The 20,287-nt window shown below is 65.2% G+C and carries 20 protein-coding genes; 11 read left to right on the plus strand and 9 right to left on the minus strand.

The window, feature by feature from the left end; translation table 11 throughout:
• Positions 1-203: 203 nt before the first annotated feature.
• Positions 204-1,157: an alpha-L-fucosidase gene (locus ABFD92_12275; protein ID MEN6505312.1), complete on the minus strand. Its 954-nt coding sequence runs from the start codon at positions 1,155-1,157 to the stop codon at positions 204-206.
• Positions 1,158-1,352: 195 nt separating this feature from the next.
• On the opposite strand from ABFD92_12275, the gene aroA reads away from it, so the two are divergent.
• Genes aroA through ABFD92_12295 form a run of 4 tightly spaced genes read left to right on the plus strand, consistent with a single transcriptional unit; the run spans position 1,353 to position 5,864 of the window.
• Complete coding sequence (gene aroA, locus ABFD92_12280) at positions 1,353-2,633, plus strand: 3-phosphoshikimate 1-carboxyvinyltransferase (protein ID MEN6505313.1); 1,281 nt, start codon at positions 1,353-1,355, stop codon at positions 2,631-2,633.
• Positions 2,634-2,668: 35 nt separating this feature from the next.
• The gene (locus tag ABFD92_12285) at positions 2,669-3,706 is read left to right on the plus strand and encodes an alpha/beta hydrolase family protein (protein ID MEN6505314.1); all 1,038 of its coding nucleotides are present in this window, start codon (positions 2,669-2,671) and stop codon (positions 3,704-3,706) included.
• A 14-nt stretch (positions 3,707-3,720) separates the two neighbouring features.
• Positions 3,721-5,064 (plus strand): sulfatase-like hydrolase/transferase, encoded by a 1,344-nt coding sequence (locus ABFD92_12290; protein ID MEN6505315.1) that lies wholly within the window; start codon positions 3,721-3,723, stop codon positions 5,062-5,064.
• 8 nt (positions 5,065-5,072) lie between these two features.
• Positions 5,073-5,864: a PHP domain-containing protein gene (locus ABFD92_12295; protein ID MEN6505316.1), complete on the plus strand. Its 792-nt coding sequence runs from the start codon at positions 5,073-5,075 to the stop codon at positions 5,862-5,864.
• 180 nt (positions 5,865-6,044) lie between these two features.
• Here the strand turns inward: ABFD92_12295 and ABFD92_12300 are convergent, their stop codons facing one another.
• A complete protein-coding gene (locus ABFD92_12300) occupies positions 6,045-7,004 on the minus strand; it encodes a tRNA pseudouridine(55) synthase TruB (GenBank protein ID MEN6505317.1) in 960 nt (319 codons plus the stop codon).
• A gap of 133 nt (positions 7,005-7,137) precedes the next feature.
• Here ABFD92_12300 and ABFD92_12305 point away from each other — a divergent pair, with 133 nt between their 5' ends.
• The gene (locus tag ABFD92_12305; GenBank protein MEN6505318.1) at positions 7,138-7,596 is read left to right on the plus strand and encodes a DUF2203 domain-containing protein; all 459 of its coding nucleotides are present in this window, start codon (positions 7,138-7,140) and stop codon (positions 7,594-7,596) included.
• Positions 7,597-7,713: 117 nt separating this feature from the next.
• Here the strand turns inward: ABFD92_12305 and ABFD92_12310 are convergent, their stop codons facing one another.
• From ABFD92_12310 to ABFD92_12330, 5 genes are all read right to left on the minus strand, one after another.
• Positions 7,714-9,234: an SPFH domain-containing protein gene (locus ABFD92_12310; protein ID MEN6505319.1), complete on the minus strand. Its 1,521-nt coding sequence runs from the start codon at positions 9,232-9,234 to the stop codon at positions 7,714-7,716.
• An 11-nt stretch (positions 9,235-9,245) separates the two neighbouring features.
• Entirely contained in the window at positions 9,246-9,851 is a 606-nt protein-coding gene (locus tag ABFD92_12315) for a hypothetical protein (GenBank protein ID MEN6505320.1), read from the minus strand.
• A 277-nt stretch (positions 9,852-10,128) separates the two neighbouring features.
• A complete protein-coding gene (locus ABFD92_12320) occupies positions 10,129-12,000 on the minus strand; it encodes a DNA topoisomerase VI subunit B (protein MEN6505321.1) in 1,872 nt (623 codons plus the stop codon).
• Positions 12,001-12,205: 205 nt separating this feature from the next.
• Complete coding sequence (locus tag ABFD92_12325; GenBank protein ID MEN6505322.1) at positions 12,206-12,553, minus strand: DUF190 domain-containing protein; 348 nt, start codon at positions 12,551-12,553, stop codon at positions 12,206-12,208.
• A 75-nt stretch (positions 12,554-12,628) separates the two neighbouring features.
• The gene (locus ABFD92_12330; GenBank protein MEN6505323.1) at positions 12,629-13,018 is read right to left on the minus strand and encodes a CrcB family protein; all 390 of its coding nucleotides are present in this window, start codon (positions 13,016-13,018) and stop codon (positions 12,629-12,631) included.
• A gap of 142 nt (positions 13,019-13,160) precedes the next feature.
• Between ABFD92_12330 and ABFD92_12335 the strand changes: the two genes are divergently transcribed.
• Together ABFD92_12335 and recJ are read left to right on the plus strand one after the other, a co-directional pair.
• Positions 13,161-13,571: a hypothetical protein gene (locus ABFD92_12335; protein MEN6505324.1), complete on the plus strand. Its 411-nt coding sequence runs from the start codon at positions 13,161-13,163 to the stop codon at positions 13,569-13,571.
• Between the two features lie 104 nt (positions 13,572-13,675).
• The gene (gene recJ, locus ABFD92_12340) at positions 13,676-15,424 is read left to right on the plus strand and encodes a single-stranded-DNA-specific exonuclease RecJ (protein MEN6505325.1); all 1,749 of its coding nucleotides are present in this window, start codon (positions 13,676-13,678) and stop codon (positions 15,422-15,424) included.
• Between the two features lie 4 nt (positions 15,425-15,428).
• Here the strand turns inward: recJ and ABFD92_12345 are convergent, their stop codons facing one another.
• Positions 15,429-16,382 carry a CDP-alcohol phosphatidyltransferase family protein gene (locus tag ABFD92_12345; protein ID MEN6505326.1) on the minus strand — a complete coding sequence of 318 codons (954 nt, stop codon included), beginning with the start codon at positions 16,380-16,382 and terminating at the stop codon, positions 15,429-15,431.
• The gene (locus ABFD92_12350; GenBank protein ID MEN6505327.1) at positions 16,379-17,098 is read right to left on the minus strand and encodes a phosphatidylserine decarboxylase; all 720 of its coding nucleotides are present in this window, start codon (positions 17,096-17,098) and stop codon (positions 16,379-16,381) included. Before ABFD92_12350 ends, ABFD92_12345 begins: the two co-directional genes overlap by 4 nt.
• 133 nt (positions 17,099-17,231) lie before the next feature.
• Here ABFD92_12350 and ABFD92_12355 point away from each other — a divergent pair, with 133 nt between their 5' ends.
• The 4 genes from ABFD92_12355 to ABFD92_12370 are packed head-to-tail and all read left to right on the plus strand — an operon-like array spanning position 17,232 to position 20,072.
• A complete protein-coding gene (locus ABFD92_12355; GenBank protein ID MEN6505328.1) occupies positions 17,232-18,095 on the plus strand; it encodes a protein-disulfide reductase DsbD domain-containing protein in 864 nt (287 codons plus the stop codon).
• Positions 18,096-18,106: 11 nt separating this feature from the next.
• Positions 18,107-18,694, plus strand: coding sequence for a thioredoxin family protein (locus ABFD92_12360; protein ID MEN6505329.1), 588 nt, complete (start codon positions 18,107-18,109; stop codon positions 18,692-18,694).
• A gap of 44 nt (positions 18,695-18,738) precedes the next feature.
• A complete protein-coding gene (locus ABFD92_12365; protein MEN6505330.1) occupies positions 18,739-19,662 on the plus strand; it encodes a metallophosphoesterase in 924 nt (307 codons plus the stop codon).
• Positions 19,629-20,072, plus strand: coding sequence for a hypothetical protein (locus ABFD92_12370; protein MEN6505331.1), 444 nt, complete (start codon positions 19,629-19,631; stop codon positions 20,070-20,072). The genes ABFD92_12365 and ABFD92_12370 overlap by 34 nt, the downstream gene beginning before the upstream one ends.
• Positions 20,073-20,287: the final 215 nt, after the last annotated feature.

Consider the following 20,287-nt stretch of genomic DNA (forward strand, 5'->3'; position numbering starts at 1 on the left):
ACCTGCCGTCGAGGATGAAGATCATGCCCCCGCCGCTGACTGCTTCGTAGCGATGTAGTGAAGACTTTCAGGGCGCTGCCCTTGATAATAAAGCACTTACGTCGCCAACTGCGGAAGTTGGGCTAACTTTCGGCGGGAGGTTCGTCAGAACCCTCGGTTTTCCCAAAAAACCTCTGCGAACTCCGCGATCTCTGCGGTGAAACCTATTGCCGCAATGTGCCCGTTGCTTTGCCGACGGCCTTGAGTTGCGCGACGATCGCGTCTGTCAGGCGGCCTTTGGTGTCGTGCGGGCAGTCCCAGGTCACGGCGCCGCCGGCGTCGGTGAGGCGCTTGGTGATGACGGTGGCCTCATCGCCCTGGTAGCGCGGGCGGGCGCTGCCCCAGGTGGTGCCCAGGTAGCACAGCGTGTGCCACTGACAGCCGTCGACGAAGCGCCCGGGACAGACGACGTTGTTGAGCTTGTGCAGGTTGCCCGCGGTGTAGTCGTCGAAGGGGGTATTGCGTTGCGTGCCGTGGGGCGGGCTGAAACCCAGATTCGCGTTGGGGTTGCCGGCGCGGGCGGCCTCGGCGATCAGCTTTTGAAACGCGGTGTTCCTGGCCGCATCGATCTTCATTGCCGGGTCGTGCCTGGCGAAGCTGTTGTCGAACCACCAGCCCTTGACCTTGGTGCCGTAGCGGAGGGAGAATTCTTTCAGCATGTCGGCGTGGAATTGCACGTCGGCATCGTTGGGCTTCCACTTGATGTTGGTGTTGAAATAGAGCATCAGCGGCAGATCGTACTTGGCCAGTTCGTCGGCCAGTTCCACGATCAGGTCGCGCTTGGGGCACTTGCCCGGGAACCGCTTCTCGTAGACGGCGCTGGGAGCGATGGGGTGCTCGGCGTGGATCGACGTGATCATGAGATACCCCGCCCCGACCTCATGCGCCTGCCGCGCCAGGGCAGCCACGTCGAACCCGTCCATCGCCTGAGCCCAGGTTCCCTTGGGCAGGGTGCTGCCGGCGTGAATCATCACGCCCCACTTGGCCTTGTGCATCCAGTCGGTCTTGCCAGGCCGCGACGCCGTCGCCGGTTGCGTCTGCGGCTGCGCAACCGCCAGCGCCGTCGCCAGGGCGAAACCCGCCAGGGCGAGCATTAAAATCACCGTTCGTGCGAGCATGATCTTTCCCTGCCGTTCTCTCTGTGTTCTCTGTGTCTGTGTGGCCTAACGTGTCGCCAAGGGACCGTGGCTGTCGGTCTGCTGCCTCCCGCCACGGCGCCCGGGGGTGATAGTTTTAACCCGGCGTCGCGCTGTTAATCTTGCAAGAAAACTCGTTCTGCCATACCATACGGTGCTTTTCAAAGAGGATCATGAATGGACCTGACCGTCTGGAAAAGTGCGTCGCTGAAGGGCACAGCGAAACTCCCGCCCAACAAGAGCCATTCCTTCCGCGCTCTGATCATGGCGTCGCTGGCCGAAGGCGTCAGCAAGATCATCGCCCCGGCCGTCTCCAACGACTGGATGCGCGGGATCGAGGCCCTGGAAATGCTCGGCTCGACGGTCTCTCCCAAGGCCGAACAGGTCTGGGAAGTGACCGGGGTCGCCGGCAAGCTCAAGACGCCCGAGGACATCCTCGACTGCGGCAACAGCGGGATCATCCTGCGGTTCTTCACGGCCCTGGCCTCCTGCTGCGGCGGCTACACCGTCCTCACCGGCGACCACTCGCTGCGATTCATCCGCCCGTGCCAGCCGCTGCTGGAGGCGATCAACCACCTGGGCGGGTGGGCGGTTTCGACCAAGGGCGACGGCCATGCCCCCGTCGTGGTGCGCGGGCACCTCAAGGGCGGGCGCTGCGAGATCGACGGGGCCGACAGCCAGCCGATCTCGGCGCTGCTGATCGCCACAAGCCTGGCCGACGCGCCCAGCGACATTATCGTCTCCAACCCCGGCGAGAAGCCCTGGGTCGCGATGACGCTGGACTGGCTGACCCGCTGCGGCGTCGAGTTCAGCAACGACAACTACACCCACTACCGTATCCGCGGGCGCAGCGTCTGGAAGGGCTTCGACTTCCGCGTCCCGCTGGACTGGTCGGCGGCGCTGTATCCCATCGCCGCGGCGGTGCTCTCGCGCGATAGCGAAGTGACGCTTCCAGGCCTGGACTTCGCCGACAGCCAGGGCGACAAGGGCGTCATCACCATCCTGCAGGAGATGGGCGCCAGGATCGACGTCACGCCTGAGGGCGTGACTGCACGATCGTCGCAGCTCAAGGGCCGCACCATCGACTGCAACGACTTCATCGACCAGTTCATGCTGCTGGCCGTCGTCGGCGCCTGCGCCGAGGGCGAGACGGTTCTGACCAACGCCGAGATCTGCCGCCACAAGGAATGCGACCGCATCAGCGAAATGGCCAAGGCCCTCAAGATCATGGGCGCCGAGGTGCAGGAACGCCCCGACGGGCTGATGATCCGCCGCAGCCGCCTGCGCGGCGCCGAACACGACAGCCGCAACGACCACCGCATGGTCATGACCCTGGCCGTGGCGGGCATGGTCGCCGAAGGCAAAACCCTCATCAAGAACATCGACTGCGTCAAAAAGACCTTCCCCGAGTTCGTCCACCAGATGCAGTGCATCGGCGCCGAACTGCAGGTGGATTGAGCAAAAGCTATCCGGACCTGCAACCGGAGGACATTGTGGAAGCGTTGAGTTACAGCAGACAGTTTCGCCTCGACGATCATCTGGAGAAGCTGTACCGCCAGGCTGCCCGGCCGCTGGCGATGAAAGCGACCACCATCGCCGCCTTCAATGTCTGGAAGGCCGAGCTTCGGGCGGCCGTGCTCAAGCTGCTGGGAATCGCGGGGCGCAAGCGTCCGCGGCCGGCGGCGCAGATGCTCCGCGAAATCGACTGCGGCAAGTACGTCGAGCAGAAGTGGTCGCTCGATGTCGGCGAAGGCGCAGCGGCCCCGATGTATCTGCTGGTGCCCAAGACGCCCCCGCCGTGGAAGCCGATCCTCGTCGTCCACGGCCACAACGCCAGCGCCCAGACCATGCTGGGCCATTCTTCCGACCAGAAGACCCGAGCGGCCGATCTGGCCATCGACGACAACTACGCCCAGGCCCCGGCCGAGGCGGGCTACTTCGTCTGCGCGCTGGAGCAGCGGGGCTTTGGCGAGCGGCTCAGCCGCGACGTCGAACCGGGCGGCTGGACATGCACCGACCGGCACATGGCGTTCTTCCTGCAGATGATGGGGCGCACGCTGATCGGCGAGCGGTGCCACGACGCGATGTGCGCGATCGACTACCTGCTGACGCGCGACGACCTGGTCAAGGGCACGCTGGGCATGACGGGCAACTCCGGCGGCGGCACGACGACGCTCTGGACGGCCGCCCTCGACGAGCGGATCGCCTGCCCGGTCACGAGCTGCTACCTGTGCTCGTTCAAGGCCTCGATCATGGACATCACGCACTGCGAGTGCAATTACGTACCCGGCATCGCCGCGCTGTGCGAGATGGGCGACATCGCCGCCATGATTGCCCCGCGGGCGGCCATGTTCATCGCCGGCGAGAAAGACACGATCTTCCCCATCGCGGCGGTGCGCGAGCAGTTCGCCACCGTGCAGAAAGCATACGACCTTCTCAAGGCGTCCGACCGCTGCAAGCTGGCGGTGCATGAGGGCCCGCACGCGTACAAGCACGCCTTCGCGCAGGAATGGTTCGTCAAGCACCTCTAGTCAGGCAGATCGACATGGCAAAAAGCGCCCGCCCCAACATCCTGTTCTTCTTTTCCGACCAGCAGCGCTGGGACACGTGCGGTTGTTACGGTCAGCCGCTGGGCGTGACGCCCAACCTCGACGCCATGGCGCGCGACGGCGTGCGGTTCGCCAACGCCTTCACCTGCCAGCCGGTCTGCGGGCCCGCGCGGGCGTGCATTCAGACGGGGCGCTGGGCTACCGAGCTGAGCTGCCCCACAAATGGCTGCCGCCTGCCCGTCGAGCACCCGACGGTCGCGCGGCTGCTGCGCGGCGCCGGCTATGAGTGCGGGTACATCGGCAAGTGGCACCTGGCCAGCTACGACGGGGCCGGCACGAGCTACTATGACCGCCCCGTTCCCGCGGCGCTGCGAGGCGGATATGACGATTACTGGCTGGCCAGCGACGTGCTCGAGTTCACCAGCCACGGCCACGACGGGCACATGTGGGACGGCGCCGGCAACCAGCGCGACTTCCCCAAGGGCCGCTACCGCGTCGACGCCCAGACCGACTGGGTGCTGGAATATCTCGACTCGCGGCGCCAGGACCGCCCGTTCTTCCTGATGACCAGCTACATCGAGCCGCACCACCAGAACGACCATGCCCGCTACGAAGGCCCGCACGGCAGCAAGGATCGCTGGGCGGATTATCTCGTCCCCGGCGACCTCGTCGGCACCGGCGGCGATTGGCGCAAGAACTATCCCGACTATCTCGGCCAGTGCAACAGCCTGGACCTGAACCTCGGCCGCATCCGCGCGCGGCTCGAAAAACTCGGCATCGCCGACAACACGCTGATCATCTATACCAGCGACCACGGCAGCCACTTCTGCACCCGCAACAGCGAATACAAGCGAGCCTGCCACGACGGGTGCATCCACATCCCGATGGTGATCGCCGGGCCGGGCTTCACCGGCGGCAAGGTCATCGAGCCGCTGGCGAGCCTGATCGACATCCCCGAGACGATCCTGGCCGCCGCCGGCGTCGCGGTGCCCGCGTTCATGCGAGGCCGCCCCCTTCAGCAGGTGGTCAAAAAAACTCCGCGCGACTGGCCGAGGGAAGTCTTCATCCAGATCAGCGAAGACCACACCGGCCGGGCGCTGCGCACGCACCGCTGGACGTACGAGATCCAGGCCAAGCGCGCCGACTGGTATCGCATCCACGGCTTCGATTACGTCGAGGCCTACCTGTACGACAACCAGGCCGATCCGCACCAGAAGACCAACCTCGTCGCCGAGCCCGGCTTCGCAAGCATTCGCGCCGAACTGGCCGCGCGGCTGGCGCAGTTGATGATCGACGCCGGCGAACCGCGCCCGGCGATTTCCGCCGCCGCGGCAACATAAGGACGCACATGGGTACCGGCAGCAAGATTCCGCGTTACGATTTCCACATTCACGCCAAGTACTGCGCCTGCGGCGGATGCAGCATGGAGGTTGCAGAAATCGCCCGCCACGCCGCTGCGGCCGGCACGACGGCGCTGGCCATCACCGACCACGTCAACAACGTCGCAATGCTCGAAAAGCACCGCCCGGTTCCCGCCGACATCCGCGCCGCCGGCAGCGACCTGGAGATCTTCTTCGGCGTCGAGGTGAACTTTCTCGACCCCGCCCAGCCGCTGCCGTTCACGGCCGAGCTCAAGGCCGAGTACGGCGTGCAGTTCGCCATCGGCGGCCCGCATCATCATTATCTTGAAGAGCGCGATATCCCCAAGATCATCGACGCTGTACACCGCATGCACCTGATCATCTGCGAGAATCCACTCATCGACGTGCTGGTGCATCCGTACTGGTTCGGGCACGGGTCGTTCACGCCCAAGGGCTGGGCGATGTTCGACGTGAACGACTTCAAGACGGTGCCCGCCTCATACGCCCGCGAGCTCGGCCAAGCGGCCGCCGCGACGGGCACGGCCATCGAGATCAACGCCAGCGCCTGCTTCCTGGCGATGGGCGGCGACGACTGGCGAGCGGCCTACATGGACTACCTGGCGATTCTCGCCGAGCAGGGCGCGACGTTCTCGACCGGCTCGGACTCGCACGGCTACGACGGCCTAAAGCAGATCGAGTGGTCCTGGAACGCCGCCGAAAAGCTCGGCCTCGACGAGACCCGCATGTTCCGCCCCAAGTGCAAACCGTTGAATAAATGAACGTTGTTCTGCGTCCCATAGGGACGCCGGGGATATAGCCGGGGGCGCAGCCCCCGGAACGGTGGAATATACCGGTTCCGCCCCGAAGGGGCGGGAGGAGTTCCGGGCACACGATAACCTCGTCGCCCCGTCGGGGCCCCCGGCTATGCTCCCAGAGCCTCTTCGAGGCTCAGAAGAACGTCACGTGCTTACAAACACCTTGCGCGGTTTGAGCAGGCGGTCCGGCGTTGGCTCGGACAGCGCGAGAAGGCCGCCGTCCGGTGCGAGCAGGACCACCTCTTTCGCTGTCGTGAATTGATTGTCCGCAAGGCGCAGCGGCTGGCCCATATTGATGCGCTTCACTTGCTCATCATCGAGCGTCAGCTTCGGCAAGTGCTCGACGGCCGCCAGCGGGGAGATCAAGTCGCCAGGCAGTTCCACTGCGTCGACGCTCTTGGCGTTTTCCAGGCGGAACTCGCCCACGGCGGTTCGGGTCAGCGCGGAGCAGTAACCTCCCACACCCAGGGCGGCGCCGATGTCGCGCGCCAGCGAGCGGATGTACGTGCCCGCCTGGCAGCGCACGTCGATCTCCAGGTGCGGCCAGTCGTAGCTCAGCATCGTCATCTCGTACACGTGTACGCTGCGGGCCTTGAGGTCGAAACTCTTACCCGCGCGAGCGAGCTTGTACGCCCGCTGGCCATCCACGTGGACGGCAGAATGCGCCGGCGGCACCTGGGAGATCGTCCCGGTGAATTGCCGCAGCGCCGCGCGCACGGCGGATTCATCCGGCGTAGCATGGGCGTCTCGCCCATGAGTCGCAGGGGCATCTTGCCCCTGCCTTAGATCTGATTCCACGGGCGAGACGCCCGTGGGACTCACAGGCAAGATGCCCGTGCTACGGGTGATGGGCCCTTCGGGGTCGTCGGTGGCGCTGACGGCCCCGAGGGTGACTTGCGCGCGGTAGCACTTGACGGCCGCCTGCACGTAGTCGGCCAGTCGCGTGGCGTGTCCGACGCAGAGCACCAGCACGCCGTTGGCGAAGGGGTCGAGCGTACCGGCGTGGCCGATCTTGACGCCGCGCCCCAGGCGGCGGCGCGCGGCGGCCACGATATCGTGGCTGGTCGGCCCGGAGGGCTTATGGATGTTGAGGAATCCGAACATTCGTGCGCGAATTTTACGGCGCCGGCGGCGTTGATGGAACGCAAATTAATGAAATAGAAGAACTTGCGGAGATTTCAGTGTTTTGTGCCGCGGGCTCATGTCGGGGGGCGTGTTTTGCCGATAGTTACTTCGCGTGTCCAATAGACTCAACAACACGACGCAACATGCCAGGCCCGCCCGAACGCGGCGAAAGCACTTCAGCATCGACCACGCCAACCGCTGCCTGGTGCTGCTCAACCGCGTGGTAGCCGACATCGTCGTCGAATACCAGCGCCTGGGTGAATACCAGGAGACGCTCGAGGCCGGCGGGTCCGACGACGACGTCCGCCGCCGCACTGAAGGGCTGCTGACGCGATCGGTCACCCGAATCCGAATGTGCCTGGAAGAGCTAGACGACCTGGGCGTGGAGATTACCGACTGGTCGCGCGGGTCGGTGGATTTTCCCTCCCTGGCGGCTGGGCGCGAGATCCGGCTCTGCTGGGCCCTGGGCGAAGACCGCGTGCGCTTCTGGCACGAGGTCAACGAAGACCCCGCCGCCCGCCGCGCCATAGACACTGTTCCCATTGCCGACGCTGCCCCCGCGGAGCTCTGAAGCTCCGCATCTGCACCATCGGCGCAGATGAGCGGCCCCTGAACGTCCGACAGGGGCCGCTTTTTTTCTTCTCCAGGAAGCCGCTACGCCGCAAGCGGGCTCGCTTCGACAAAACGCTTATGCCCTCGGCGGCGCGGGCTTTTCGACAATCGCGGGTACCACCGCCGGGGCGGGGGCGTCCGCCTTTGGTTCGCCGGAGGCCTTGCCCAGGTACTCGGGCAGTTCCAGTCCGGCGAGTTTGGCCAGCTCGTGGATCGGAGGCAAGACGCCCATGAGCCGTCGGCCGAGGCCTTCGATCCCGCCGCCGTTGCCGTTGCCGCCGCCGTCCCAGACGACGATCTTTTCGATGGGCAGGTCCTTGATGGCCTGGGCCTGGATCGCGGCGATCTCCTGCATCTTTTCGATCAGCAGCAACCCCGCCGCCTGCTGGGCGCTGGCGCAGGCCTCGACCAGGCGCTTGTAGCCCTCGGCCTTGGCGTTGAGGACGGCCTGGACGCCCTGGCCTTCGGCGGTCATGCGTTTGATGGTGGCCTCGGCCTCGCCTTCGGCGATGCGGATGGCTTCCTGCCTTCGCGCGTCGGCGGCGATAACGACTTTCTCGCGCTGGATGTTGATGGGCACGATTACTTCGGCGTTGAGGCGGGCCTGCTCGCGCAGGGCCTTGGCCTCTTCGGCCTGCTTCTGGGCGATCTGCTCGGCCACGCGGATGGCGCCGTCTGCCTGCCGCGAGGCGGTTTCGGATTTGTTGCGGGCTTCCTGCTCGGCAACGGATTGCGTGGCGCGATAGGCGGCTTTTTGAGCCTCGGCGGCCGTTTCGGCGTTGACCGCTTCGGCCTCCAGCGCCGCGGTCTTCTGGCGGCGGTTGCGTTCGGCGGTGGCCTCGCCGATCTGGGCCTCGGCGGTGGCGGCCGCCACAGCGACGCGCTGGTCGCGGTTGCGTTCGGCCACGCCGGTCTGTCCGGTCTTTTCCTGCTCGGCCACGTCGATGTTGGCCTGGTTGATGGCTTCGGCGGCGGCGCGGCGGCCCAGGGCCACGATGTATCCCGACTCGTCGTCGATGTCGCGGATGTTGACGTTGATCAGCGCCAGGCCGATCTTTTCGAGCTCGCCGCTGACGGAGTCGTTGACGGCCGCCAGGAATGCCTGGCGGTCGCGGTTGATGTCTTCGATGCGCATGGTCGCCAGCACCGCGCGCATCTGGCCGAGGATGATGTCCTGCGCCTGGTCCTGGATCTGCGTGCGGGTCAGGCCCAGCAGTCGCACGGCGGCGTTCTGCATGATGCCCGGCTCGTTGCTGATAGCGGCGGTGACGGTGGTGGGGACGGTGACGCGGATGTTCTCGCGCGAGAGGGCGTTGCTCAGGTCGATGGGCACGACGAAGGGCTCGAGGTCGAGGTACTCGTACGCCTGGATCAGCGGCCAGACCATCGCCGCCCCGCCGTGGACGCACTTGGCAGCCCCGCTGCCGGTCTTGCCGTAGATCACCAGGATCCGGTTGGCCGGGCAGCGCTTGTACCGCTGAACCAGCGTCATGAACAGCACAAGCGCAACAATCCCAAGGATGATCATCAGGATCAAGCTGCGCGGAGACCCTTCCTCTTGGGCCACCAGGCCCGCCGCAAGCATCAATAGTTCCATGGAGGTTCTTCCTAAGCTGATTGGGTTGGACCGACTTCTACGGTCGTCGCATCGATCGTTTTGAGCACGGTGACAGCCGTGCCGGCTTTCATGTCATCCGTTCCGCGGGCGCGGGCCTTGATGAAGCTGACCCGCCCGCCCAGCAGCACCCGCACCTGTCCGCAGCCGCCGGAGGGAATGTCCAGGTACACCGTGGCGTTGGTCCCGACGCATTGGCTGATCGCCACGTTGCCGCTCTCGGTCAGGCGGCGCATCAGGTAGAAGATCGTCGCGACGACCACCATGCCGATCAGGCCCCAGACCAGCCCCCACGTCATCGCCTGCCACAGCGGCACGGCGTCCGAGCCCGTCAGGTACAGCGCGCCGGCCCAGGCAAACAGCGTAAAGAACGTCACCACCGACCGTACGCTGAGCAGCTTGAAAGCCGCCGTCGAGGCCGCGGCGTCGTGATGATCGTCGCCATGGTCCATGTCGCCGTCGTGATCGGCCTGGCCGTCGTCGTCTCCGCCCATGCCCAGCAGTGCGGCGATGATCTGCCAGATCAGGAAGACGCTGAAAAATGCCGCCATGCAGTAGAAGACCTTCGCCGCGGTGCCCAAATCGTTCCACCAGTCCATGGCCAGCTCCTTTCACCCTGTCAGACGCAGATGACTGCCCATTTCTTCGCGCTTTTTTCAAATTGTCAGCGCCACATCGCGCGGAGAGGCGCCAGCACGATACCCGGACATGCAGCAATTCTCAAGCATTAGCGGTTTCATGGCGACCCCTGTAAAACAACAACGCGTGTCGCCATGCCACCCAAGCTCTTGCTTCTTTCCCGATCCCAATCCTCTTAATCTCTTCCCAATCCGCGTAATCCCGCTCTCCCCGTCCCTGGCGCGCCGCGTGAAAAGGCTACATCTTGCGGCTGCGCTCCAGCACGTCGCGGAGGTTGTCGCAGACTTTTGTTACCTGCGGGTCCTTAAGCTCCAGGATGTCGCGAAGCGCCTCGCCGATGGCGGGGATGTACTTCTCGATGTACCCCCGCTTCTTGAGCTCCTGACGCAGGCGCACGTTCCTGCGGATGTGCATGCCGAGCTTGCGGCCGCAGTCTTGCAACGCCAGGCGGATCTCCTTGAGGATCTCCGGATACAGGGCGATGGCTTCCTTGCTCTCGCTGGTGAAGGGCACCCACACCGAGGCCATGTGCAGCACGACCGTCAGCGGGCCCGTCGGCAGGGCGCCGCGCGACTGCTGCAGACCGTACGAGCGCCAGTTCAGTCCCGCGACGGCTTTGTAGATCGCGCAGGCCGACTGCTGATACAGCAGCGGCACACGGTTGGCGAAGCGCAGCAGACGGGCAAGCTGCGACTCTTCTTCCTCATCGGCCTTGGCTTCGGTCACCTCGCCGGTCTCTTCGTCGACGCTTTGGCCGCGGGCGGCGCCGCCGTTGGCGCCTTCGGGTTTGCCAAACGCCAGGGCTGCCTCAATGATGAACGGGTTTCCGCGGTACACCGCCGGGCTGCGAGAGGTGGCCGAGTAGAACTCAGCCGCGACCACCTGCTTGAGCCCCGCCACCAGCGCCTCTTCGCCGATGGGCACGACGCAGTCGGTCGCCGGGGCCATGATCTTGGTGGCCTGGATCGCCTGGTAGATGCTCTTGACGTCTTCGCCGGTGAGCTTGTTGGGCCGCGTGCGCGGGCTCAGGCCGGTCTTGGCCAGAATATCCTGCGCCACGCGCGGCGAGACGCGCGAGAACTCGCTGGTGAGGAACTGCTGCACGGTGGCGGCCTTGCTGTCGCCGGCCATCTTGATCAGCACGCCCAGCTCGATCCCATGCGGATGCGGGCGGATGCTCTTGGGCTGGGCGGGCAGATGGGCCACCGACGACTTGTACTCGCTCACCGTGCCGTCGGGGGCCTTGTAGATCACCGTCACGTGCGGGTTGGCGATGGCGGTCTGTTCGAGGTAGTCGTCCACGCTCTGGCGGCCGCGGAGGTACTTGGCCTCGAGCTCGATCTCGACTTTGGTGCCGTGCGGGGCGTCCCACTCGACGCTCTCCTCGCGCATGATGTCGGGGCGGTTCTTGCGCGTGTCGATCTGCAGCTCGTAGTAGTGCGCGCCGCTCTTGGCGCCGGTGCGGCTGGTGATCTTGACGGGCTTGCCCGTGGTGAGTAGCCCGTACATGCCGGCGGCCGAAATGCCGATGCCCTGCTGGCCGCGGCTCATCTGCAGGCGGTGGAACTTGCTGCCGTAGAGCAGGCGGCCGAAGATGCTGGGGATCTGGGCCTTGACGATGCCCGGGCCGTTGTCCTGGATGATCACGCGGAAGTGCGTCTCGCTGACCTGCTCGATGGTGATGCGGACGACCGGCATGATGCCCGCTTCTTCGCAGGCGTCGAGGGAATTGTCGACGGCTTCCTTGACCGTCGTCAGCAGGGCCTTGCGCGGGTTGTCGAAGCCCAGCAGGTGGCGGTTCTTGGCGAAGAACTCGCTGACGGAGATCTCGCGCTGCGCCTTGGCCATGCTCTCGGCCGTGGCGTACGTGCGTTTCTTCGGCGGCGCTCCGGGCTCGGCCAGCAGCGCCTCCTCGACCGCCCGTTTCGTCGCGTCGACATCGGGCGTGGCCGCCGGCGAATCCGGCACGTGCGGAACATGTTGCGTAGCAGCGGTAGCCGCCGCCGGCGCTGCCGGAGCGAACAACTCGCCTTGAGCTGATTTGCCCTTGGGCAGCTTCTTGCCCGCAGGAAGTTTCTTCGCAGATTTTGCAGTCTTCTTTGCGGCCATCCTTGGCCTCCTGAACATCGCCATTCGCAAAATACTCAACGTCCTGGGCAAATTTACTCAATGTATTGAGCAAATGCAAAAGCTTACGAACGTTAGCGGTCGAGCCCGCTCGACGCGGTTTCTTCTTTGACCCCGAATCAGGGAAACAACCCCGTCGAGCAAGTCGAAGATCCGCCGTGGCGGGCTCGACCGCTAACATGTTCATCTACGTCTTGCTGGGCTCTGCGTGGCGATAGGCCAGCACGCGAACCTTTTCCAGCGTCACCAGGCCTTCGCCGATCATCGCGTCGATCTCGGGCAGCACCTCGGCGATGCGATCGGGTTTGTCGACGATCTCGATCACGATGGGCAGGTCCTCGCTGAGGCGCAGGATCTTGGCTGTGTGGATGCGGCTGTGCGCTCCAAAGCCCATCACGCCGCGCAGGACCGTCGCCCCGGCCAGCCCCTTGCTGCGAGCCAGTTGCACGATGGCCTCGTATAGCGGCTGGCCGTGATGCTTGTCGCTCTCGCCGATGAAGATCCGCAGCAGTTCGGCTTCCGATGGAAGATGCATGAGAGGCCCTTTCTTTCGTGCCGCGGACATCTTGTCCGCGAGCACCGCGGGCGTCTCGCCCGCGACACGTCTACTTCAGATTGCCCGCCCAGCCGCGTAGCCCACGAACATCGCCGCGATGCCGGTGATGTTCTGCAGAAGGATATTCCCGCCCGCGTAGAGCCATTGGCCCTCGGCCATCAGGCGCGACGTTTCGCCGGCGAAGCTGGAAAACGTGGTGAAGGCGCCCATGAAGCCGATCAGGATGATCGTTCTCAGTTCGGCGCTGATAGCCATCCGCTCGGTCCCCAGCGACCAGACGAGCCCGAACAAGAAGCACCCCAGCACATTGACCGCCAGCGTGCCCCAGGGAAAGATTGCCGAACCGGCTTCAGAGGGCGCCCACCGCTGCACCAGGCCGCCCAGCCCATAGCGCGCCAGCGTCCCCGCCGCCCCCGCCAGCGCCAGCCACATCAGTTTTTGAATCGCTGCAGTCACGTCGTAACTTATTACATGGCAAGTGCGGCTGGAATGCAACGGGGTTCAAGATGAGGATCTATTGACTTGCGCAGTCGCCGCATCTATGGTTGCATGCGCTCGGGGGGGCAACTATCAGAAAGGGATTCCTATGACTCAGGTCCCACTTACTGCAAGCACCCAATCCGACAGCCCTGTGATGCCAAAGAAGGCCAAGACCGCAGCCAATCTGCTGCTGGCGCTGGCGATCTTCAAGACGGCAGTTATTTTAATCGTCCTGGGCGTCATATCGGCTCGAGATGACCAGATCGACGATGTGGGAAAGGTGATGATGGCAGTGTGGCTGGGGCTTTATATTCCTGGTATTGTGCTGGCGATTTTCTCGTCAGTGCAACTCCGCGCCGGCCACAGTGTGCGGGCATTTGGCATCATCGCGATGCTGCTCCTGCTGGTGCCGGGCGATATTGTCACGATCTTGTTAATCGTTCTTGGCTTCATCTCGCTGATGTCCCGTGAAACCAGGGAGTGGTTGGCGGCGAAAGCGACTTCCCGTTGCGACTGATCCTTGGCTGCGGCCTCAGGTAGAAACCGCTCCCGCATGGCGAATCGCTGACTGGCGGCGGTATAATCTCGTCGTAGTCGGAGCGGGTGGCAAGAAAGGGACTGATGGCCGGATTTCGATCATGGAGGCGCGGGCAGTGGCGGTGGGATGTCGCTGCGCCGTTTGACGGCGCGGCCGATATGGCGCGGCAGTTAGGGACGGCGCCGCTGGTGGCCCAGATCCTTCATAATCGCGGGGTGGTCAACGAGGCGGCGGGCAGGGCCTTTCTCAATCCCAAGCTCACCGACCTGCACGACCCGGCGATGCTGGCAGGGGCAGAGGCGGCGGCGGAGCGCATCGTCGCGGCGGTCCGCAACAAAGAGCCCATCGTTATCTACGGCGACTATGACGTCGACGGCATGACGGCCACGGCGATTCTGCACGCGTGCATCGTGATGATCGGCGGCCGGGCGGATTACTACGTGCCGCACCGGCTTGAGGAAGGCTACGGCGTCAACGTCGAGGCCATGCGCAAGATCGTCGCCGGCGGGGCCAAGCTTGTTATCACGGTCGACTGCGGGATCAGCGCCCTCGAGCCGCTGACGGAAGCGGCGGCCGCCGGCGTGGACGTGATCGTGACGGACCATCACATTCCCGGTCCGCAGTTGCCGCACGCCTGCGCGATCGTGCATCCGGCGCTGGGCACGCCGGCGTATCCCAACCCGGATTTGTCCGGCGCGGGCGTGGCGTTCAAGGTGGCCTGGCAGGTTGCACGGGCGCACTGCGGGGCCGTCAAGGTCAACGAGACACTCAAAGAGTTCCTGCTCAACGCCACGTGCCTGGCCGCGCTGGGCACGATTGCCGACGTGGTGCCACTGGTGGGGGAGAACCGGGCTTTGGCGACGTTTGGCCTGCGGGGGCTTCCGGCGAGCAAGCAGGCGGGCCTGCGGGCGCTGATCGAGTCGGCCAGCCTGACCGGGCAGAGCCTCGGGGCGTACGACGTGGGATTCAAGCTGGCCCCGCGGCTCAACGCGTGCGGGCGCATGGGGCACGCCCGCGACGCGGTGGAAATGCTCACCGGCGAGGACGAGACGCGATGCCGCGCCATCGCCAAAGATCTTTCGCAGAAGAACACCGAGCGCCAGACCGTCGAGCGCCAGATCGCCGCCGAGGCCGTCGAGATGGTCCGCGCCCGCGGACTCGATGGAGACGCCAACCGCGTGATCGTGCTGGCCAGCCCCGCCTGGCACGGCGGGGTGATCGGGATCGTCGCCAGCCGCCTGGTCGACCAGTTCCACCGTCCGGCGGTGCTGATCTCGCTCAACGGCAGCGGCGGCCAGGGCTCCGCGAGGAGCATCCCCGGGTTCCACATGGCCGACGCGCTGTCGGCATGCGGCGCTCACCTGATCAGCTTCGGCGGCCACGCGATGGCCGGAGGCCTGCGCATCGAAGAGGCCAACGTGCCCGCCTTTGTCGAGGCGATGTCCACCTACGCCGCCACGGCCGTCAGCGACCGCCAGATGACCTCCGCGTTGCAGATCGACGCGGAGGTTTCGCTCTCGTCGTTGAACTACATGGCCGTCGATCACCTGGCGCGTCTGGCGCCGTTCGGCCAGGGCAATCCCGCGCCGCTGGTGGCCGTTCGCGGCTGCCGGGTCCTCGTGCCGCCCAAGCGCATGGGCAAGAGCGGCCAGACGGTGGGCCTGATGCTCGCCCAGGGCGACGTTCGGATGCGCGCGGTGGGCTTCAACATGGGCGACCTGTGCGACGAGATGGCGGCAGTGAATACGATCGACGTCGCCGCCCGCCCGTCCCTGAACACCTTCAACGGCAACACCAGCATCGAACTGCAACTCGAAGACGTGACGTGGTGAGTCGCTAGGCCGCCGGCGGCTCAGCGTCCTTCTTGGCTCGAAGTCTCCGCCAGGCGCCGCCGATTGGGCCTGAGAGTGAGAACGCCAGTGACAGCAGGGCCATGGCGACGAAGGGTTGCCACAGCGCCAGCAGCAGCACGACCAGCAGCTTGACCAGATAGGTCACGGGGCGGCGGCCGCGGAAGGTCTGGTTGATCACGTGGCTGTACTGGAACCGCGAGACCATCAGCAGTCCCAGGACCAGCGTCATGACGGGCATGAAGGCCGCGGCGATGCCCAGAAAGAACGGATCGGCGGCCGGCGCTGTCGCCGGCGCCGCAGCGGTCGCCATGGGCAGGGCGGGGTCGCTGGCCAACTGGTGCAGCAGCAGCGTCATGGCGACAATGGGAGCCGCGGCCCCGGGAGAGGGCAGGCCTCGGAACTTCATGTGGGCCGACTCGTCGGGCTGGTTCTCGACATTGAACCGCGCCAGTCTCAAAGCGGTGCATGAGAGATAGATCGCGGCGATGGCCCAGATCACGCGCTCGATACCCGGACCCGCCCAGGACACGTCGGACTGCCGCAGCGCCATCACGCTGGTGCGCAGCATCAGTATCGCCGGGGCCGCGCCGAAGCTCAGCACGTCCGAGAGGCTGTCGAGCTGGCCGCCGAAGTCGCTGGTCTGGCGCGTCATGCGCGCCACGCGCCCGTCGAGCATGTCGCAGATCATCGCAAAGGCAATCATCCAGGCCGCCAGCGCCAGGTTCTCCAGCGTGGCCGAGCCCAGGGCGTCCTTGGTGGCGAAATGAATCGACGCCAGTCCGAAGAGGCCGTTGCCCAGGGTGAACATCGCCGGAAGCACGGCGGTGCGTCGCAGGAGCCTCCGCCGCGGGTTGCGTCGGCGGTGGAATCGTTCGAGCAGGCGGCGGCGCGGTGGTTGCGTCGAGTCGGCGGCATCGGGCGGAGGCAGGTCTGTCATCGCGGTTCTCCCGGGGGCGCTGCGCGCATGGCCCAGGCGGCTTTGAGCAGCGCCGTCCGTCCGGCAAAGACGCGCGCGCCGACCTTGACGCACATTTCACCTACCAGAGTGTCGGGCACCATCAGCTCCAGTCGCGAGCCGAACTTGATCATGCCGATGCGCTGTCCGCGCAGGAGCATCTGCCCGACCTCCAGGTCGGTCACGATTCGCCGCGCCAGCAGCCCGGCCACCTGGCGAACCACCACCGGGTACTCTTCATCCTGGCACAGGTGCGTGATGAAAATGCTGGTGGATTCGTTGCGTTCGAAGGCGGCGGGGCGACGCACGTCCATGAACGATCCGGCGTGATGCTCGACGCGTTCGACGCGGCCGCTCAGCGGGGCGCGATTGACGTGTACGTTCACCACATTCATGAAGATGCCGATCTTCACGCCGCGGCAGCCCAGCGGGCTGTCTGGGCCGATCAGCGTGATGTCCGCCACCCGTCCGTCCGCCGGCGAGACGAACAGACCCTCGCCCTCGGGCGGCTGGCGCTCGGGGTCGCGAAAGAACACCAGCACCCAGACGAAGAACGCCCCAGGTATGACCGCCAGCAGCCACAGGGGCGTTCCCCAGGCCGCCGCGGCGGCGGCAATCAACAGCACGACGCCGGCCGTGATCATCATCAAGATGATCACGGTGCGCAGACCGTAACGGGTTAGTCCCAAGACGCTCATGGCAAATCCCCTCGCTCCTGTATTTATACGGTACCGCAGAGACCCGGCGAAGTCAAACCGCCTCCCAATGTATAGAATGGTTTGACCTTCAAAGGCCCAATGCATGAAATCAATGCCGGCGTGGACATTCTCAATGCTATCCGCTCTGGCGGCAGCGGCGGCTGAGCCGCCCGCCGCGCCGGCTTGGCCAGGCGCCGGAGCGGCCGGGGAGACGGTACAGGCTGAACTGTTGTGCGACTCGACCGCCATCGCCGCCGGCAGCACGTTCCGGTTGGGCGTCCTGCTGACGATAAAACCGGCGTGGCACGTCTACTGGAAGAACCCCGGCGACTCGGGCGCTGCTACGGAAATCAAATTCACCCTGCCCGAGGGCTTCACCGTCTCGCCGCTGCGGTGGCCGGCGCCGTTGCGGATGGAACTGCCCGGCAACATCGTTAACTTTGGTTACGAGCGCCAGGTGCTGCTGAGCGTGGAGGTCCAGGCCCCGACCGCGTTGGCGGCCGGGCCTGTCGCCGCGCAGGCGGAAGTATCGTGGTCGGCCTGCAACAGCGAGCAGTGTGTTTTGGGGCAGGCGTCGCTGCGGTCGTCGCTGAAGACCGCCGACCGGCAGGTCCCGGACCGGGACGCGCAGACGATATTTGGACATTGGGACAAGACGCTGCCCGTGACGGCTGCCCAGGCGGGGCTGACGGTGCGGGTCGAAGGGGGAATCGTGCCGCCGGCCGGCAGCGGATCTGTCACCATCCGCTTGTCGGGCCTGAAGCTTCCCGCCGGCGCCGCGGTGGTTATTGACGCTCCGGGAAACGTCGTGATCGAAAAGGCGGTCATCAAGCCTGACCCCAGCGACGGAGCCCGGATCACATTCAACGCGAAGACCCCCGGCAAAGCCGCCCCGCCGGCCAAGATGGAAGTCGTGGTGGTCTATCCCGGCGATGACGGGCGGCAGCATGGCATTAGACTGGACGTGCCGCTGATGGCGGCTATGAATAAGACATAAAGGAGAGCAACATGAGACGCATCGTAACGGGTCTGGCACTGGTGGCGCTGGCGGGCCATTGGGCACTGGCGGAGAACGAATCGGCCCCCAAGTACGCTTTCACGCTCAAGGATCAAACCGGCGCTGACGTGAGCCTGAAGGACTTCGCCGGCAAGATTGTCGTGCTCGAATGGGTGAATCCCGAGTGCCCGACCGTCGTGAGGCATTACAAAGCCGCCACGATGAAAAAACTCGCCGAAAAGTACAAGGACAAGGACGTGGTCTGGCTGGCCGTCAACACGACCCACACGTTCACGCCGGAAAAGAACAAGGCCTTCCATGACCAGCACGAGCTGCCCTATCCGGTCTTGGACGACTCTGCCGGCAAGGTCGGCAAGATGTTCGGCGCCAAGGCCACCCCGCACCTGTTCATCCTCGATAAAGAAGGCAAGCTCGTCTACAACGGCGCCATCGACGACGACCCCAGCGGCAAGAAGACCACTGAAGGCAAACCCACCGTCAACTACGTGCAGCAGGCGCTGGACGAACTGCTGGCGGGCAAAGCCGTCAGCCAACCGCAAACCAAGCCCTATGGCTGCTCGGTCAAGTACGCCTCGTGACTGGCGGCTTGCGGCGGGACGAAGCCCTCTGACATAATGCGGTCATGAGGATTCGTCCAGGCATCTGGATCAGCGTTGGTTTAATCGCTGCCGTCGTCGCCGTGGCGATTTACGGCGTCCCCGGCTGTGCCGCGCGCATGCTGCCGGCATCGGGGTCGCCCCCGTCGCCGCCGCCCGCCGGACCGCGCGACGTGACGCTCTTTGTCGCGGCCGATGCGCATTATGGGGCCTCGATGCCCAACGGGTCGCTCAGCATCGACCAGCTCAATCAGCGGCAGATCGACGCGATGAACACCCTGAGCGGGCGCGCCTGGCCGGGCGGGGCAGGCAAGGTCGCTCCGCCGCGGGCGGTCCTGATGCTCGGCGACATGACCGACAACGGCGCGCCGTGGCAGTGGAACGCCTTCGTGCGCGACTACGGCCGCACCGGCGCCGAGGGCCTGCTGAAATATCCCGTCTATCTCTGCAGCGGCAACCACGACCGCTATACGGTGTTCTACTGGCCGGTGCTGCAGGGCATTGCCCAGCGGCATGGCAGCCTGATCTATGCCTGGGACTGCAGCGGCGTGCGAATGATCTGCCTCGACCGCAACCCCACTGCCGAGAGTTGCCGCTGGCTGGCCGCCGAGCTGGCGGCCGTCGGCGCGGCGCGGCCCGTCATTATCTATTTTCACTACGGCCTGTCCGGACCGTACTCCGGCGAGGAATGGTGGAAGCAATCGGACAAGGATTGCTTCGCCGCGGCGGTTGCAGGCTATAACGTCATTGGCGTCTTTCACGGGCACTATCACGGCAGCGAGCATTACGTCTGGCGCGGGCTCGACGTGTACAATGTCGGCTCGCCGAGGCACCGAACCCACAGCTTTGCGGCCGTACGCGTGACGGATACGACCATGACCGTGGCGTCGTGGGACTGGTCGAGGCAGGGTTGGGCATGGGCGTACAGCAAGAACATCAGCAGACCTTAGCGCCGTACCCGCCGACGCCGCTGATGAGCGCGTGCCTGTTTTTGGCGCGGCAGTCGGCGGTGGTGGCGTTCTTCGGCAGCTTTCTGACATTGTCCGTCGCGGCGCCGGTGGCGATCGTCTTCGGCGACGTGATCCCGCTGCCGTGGTCGCTGTCATGCATTGCGGCGCTGCTGGTGCAACTGGCGTGCGTCTACCGCCCCCTGTACCGGGCCTCGCCGCTGCGGATGGCCTCGGGCAGCATCGCCTCGCTCTACTCGATGGTGCTTGGCGTGGCGCTGGCGGCGCAGCTCGATGCAGTGGGCCTGGCGATCGGAGTGGCGCTCATGACCACCGGCGCGGCGACCATCGCCACCATGGCCCTGGGCGACTGGGTGCGCCGGCGCCTGCTGGCCTATCAGCGGAAGAGATGAATATGGAGTGCGGCAGCCTTAGCTGCCGCTTTGGAAGCTGTTCGTCTGCCAAAAACTCTAAAAGCGGCAGCTAAGGCTGCTGCACTCATGGAGCCGCAGGCGAACGTGGTACTCTTTGTGAGAGGAAGAAATGTGAGCAGCCAGAACAAGTCTGATGCGATCCTGTCCGCGATCATGACGCAGCTTTTCGCAATGCAGAAGCACCCCCTTGCGTT

The organism is Planctomycetaceae bacterium (assembly GCA_039680605.1).
GTDB lineage: Bacteria > Planctomycetota > Phycisphaerae > SM23-33 > SM23-33 > JAJFUU01.

Excerpts from the sequence above, each read along its gene's own strand:
- ABFD92_12355 (MEN6505328.1), top strand. The coding sequence starts at position 17,232 with ATGCTATCCGCTCTGGCGGCAGCGGCGGCTGAGCCGCCCGCCGCGCCG.
- recJ (MEN6505325.1), top strand. The coding sequence starts at position 13,676 with ATGGCCGGATTTCGATCATGGAGGCGCGGGCAGTGGCGGTGGGATGTC.
- ABFD92_12350 (MEN6505327.1), bottom strand. The coding sequence starts at position 17,098 with ATGAGCGTCTTGGGACTAACCCGTTACGGTCTGCGCACCGTGATCATC.
- ABFD92_12365 (MEN6505330.1), top strand. The coding sequence starts at position 18,739 with ATGAGGATTCGTCCAGGCATCTGGATCAGCGTTGGTTTAATCGCTGCC.
- ABFD92_12360 (MEN6505329.1), top strand. The coding sequence starts at position 18,107 with ATGAGACGCATCGTAACGGGTCTGGCACTGGTGGCGCTGGCGGGCCAT.
- ABFD92_12275 (MEN6505312.1), bottom strand. The coding sequence starts at position 1,157 with ATGCTCGCACGAACGGTGATTTTAATGCTCGCCCTGGCGGGTTTCGCC.
- ABFD92_12370 (MEN6505331.1), top strand. The coding sequence starts at position 19,629 with ATGGGCGTACAGCAAGAACATCAGCAGACCTTAGCGCCGTACCCGCCG.
- ABFD92_12295 (MEN6505316.1), top strand. The coding sequence starts at position 5,073 with ATGGGTACCGGCAGCAAGATTCCGCGTTACGATTTCCACATTCACGCC.
- aroA (MEN6505313.1), top strand. The coding sequence starts at position 1,353 with ATGGACCTGACCGTCTGGAAAAGTGCGTCGCTGAAGGGCACAGCGAAA.
- ABFD92_12315 (MEN6505320.1), bottom strand. The coding sequence starts at position 9,851 with ATGGACTGGTGGAACGATTTGGGCACCGCGGCGAAGGTCTTCTACTGC.
- ABFD92_12325 (MEN6505322.1), bottom strand. The coding sequence starts at position 12,553 with ATGCATCTTCCATCGGAAGCCGAACTGCTGCGGATCTTCATCGGCGAG.
- ABFD92_12320 (MEN6505321.1), bottom strand. The coding sequence starts at position 12,000 with ATGGCCGCAAAGAAGACTGCAAAATCTGCGAAGAAACTTCCTGCGGGC.
- ABFD92_12345 (MEN6505326.1), bottom strand. The coding sequence starts at position 16,382 with ATGACAGACCTGCCTCCGCCCGATGCCGCCGACTCGACGCAACCACCG.
- ABFD92_12310 (MEN6505319.1), bottom strand. The coding sequence starts at position 9,234 with ATGGAACTATTGATGCTTGCGGCGGGCCTGGTGGCCCAAGAGGAAGGG.
- ABFD92_12335 (MEN6505324.1), top strand. The coding sequence starts at position 13,161 with ATGACTCAGGTCCCACTTACTGCAAGCACCCAATCCGACAGCCCTGTG.
- ABFD92_12300 (MEN6505317.1), bottom strand. The coding sequence starts at position 7,004 with ATGTTCGGATTCCTCAACATCCATAAGCCCTCCGGGCCGACCAGCCAC.
- ABFD92_12290 (MEN6505315.1), top strand. The coding sequence starts at position 3,721 with ATGGCAAAAAGCGCCCGCCCCAACATCCTGTTCTTCTTTTCCGACCAG.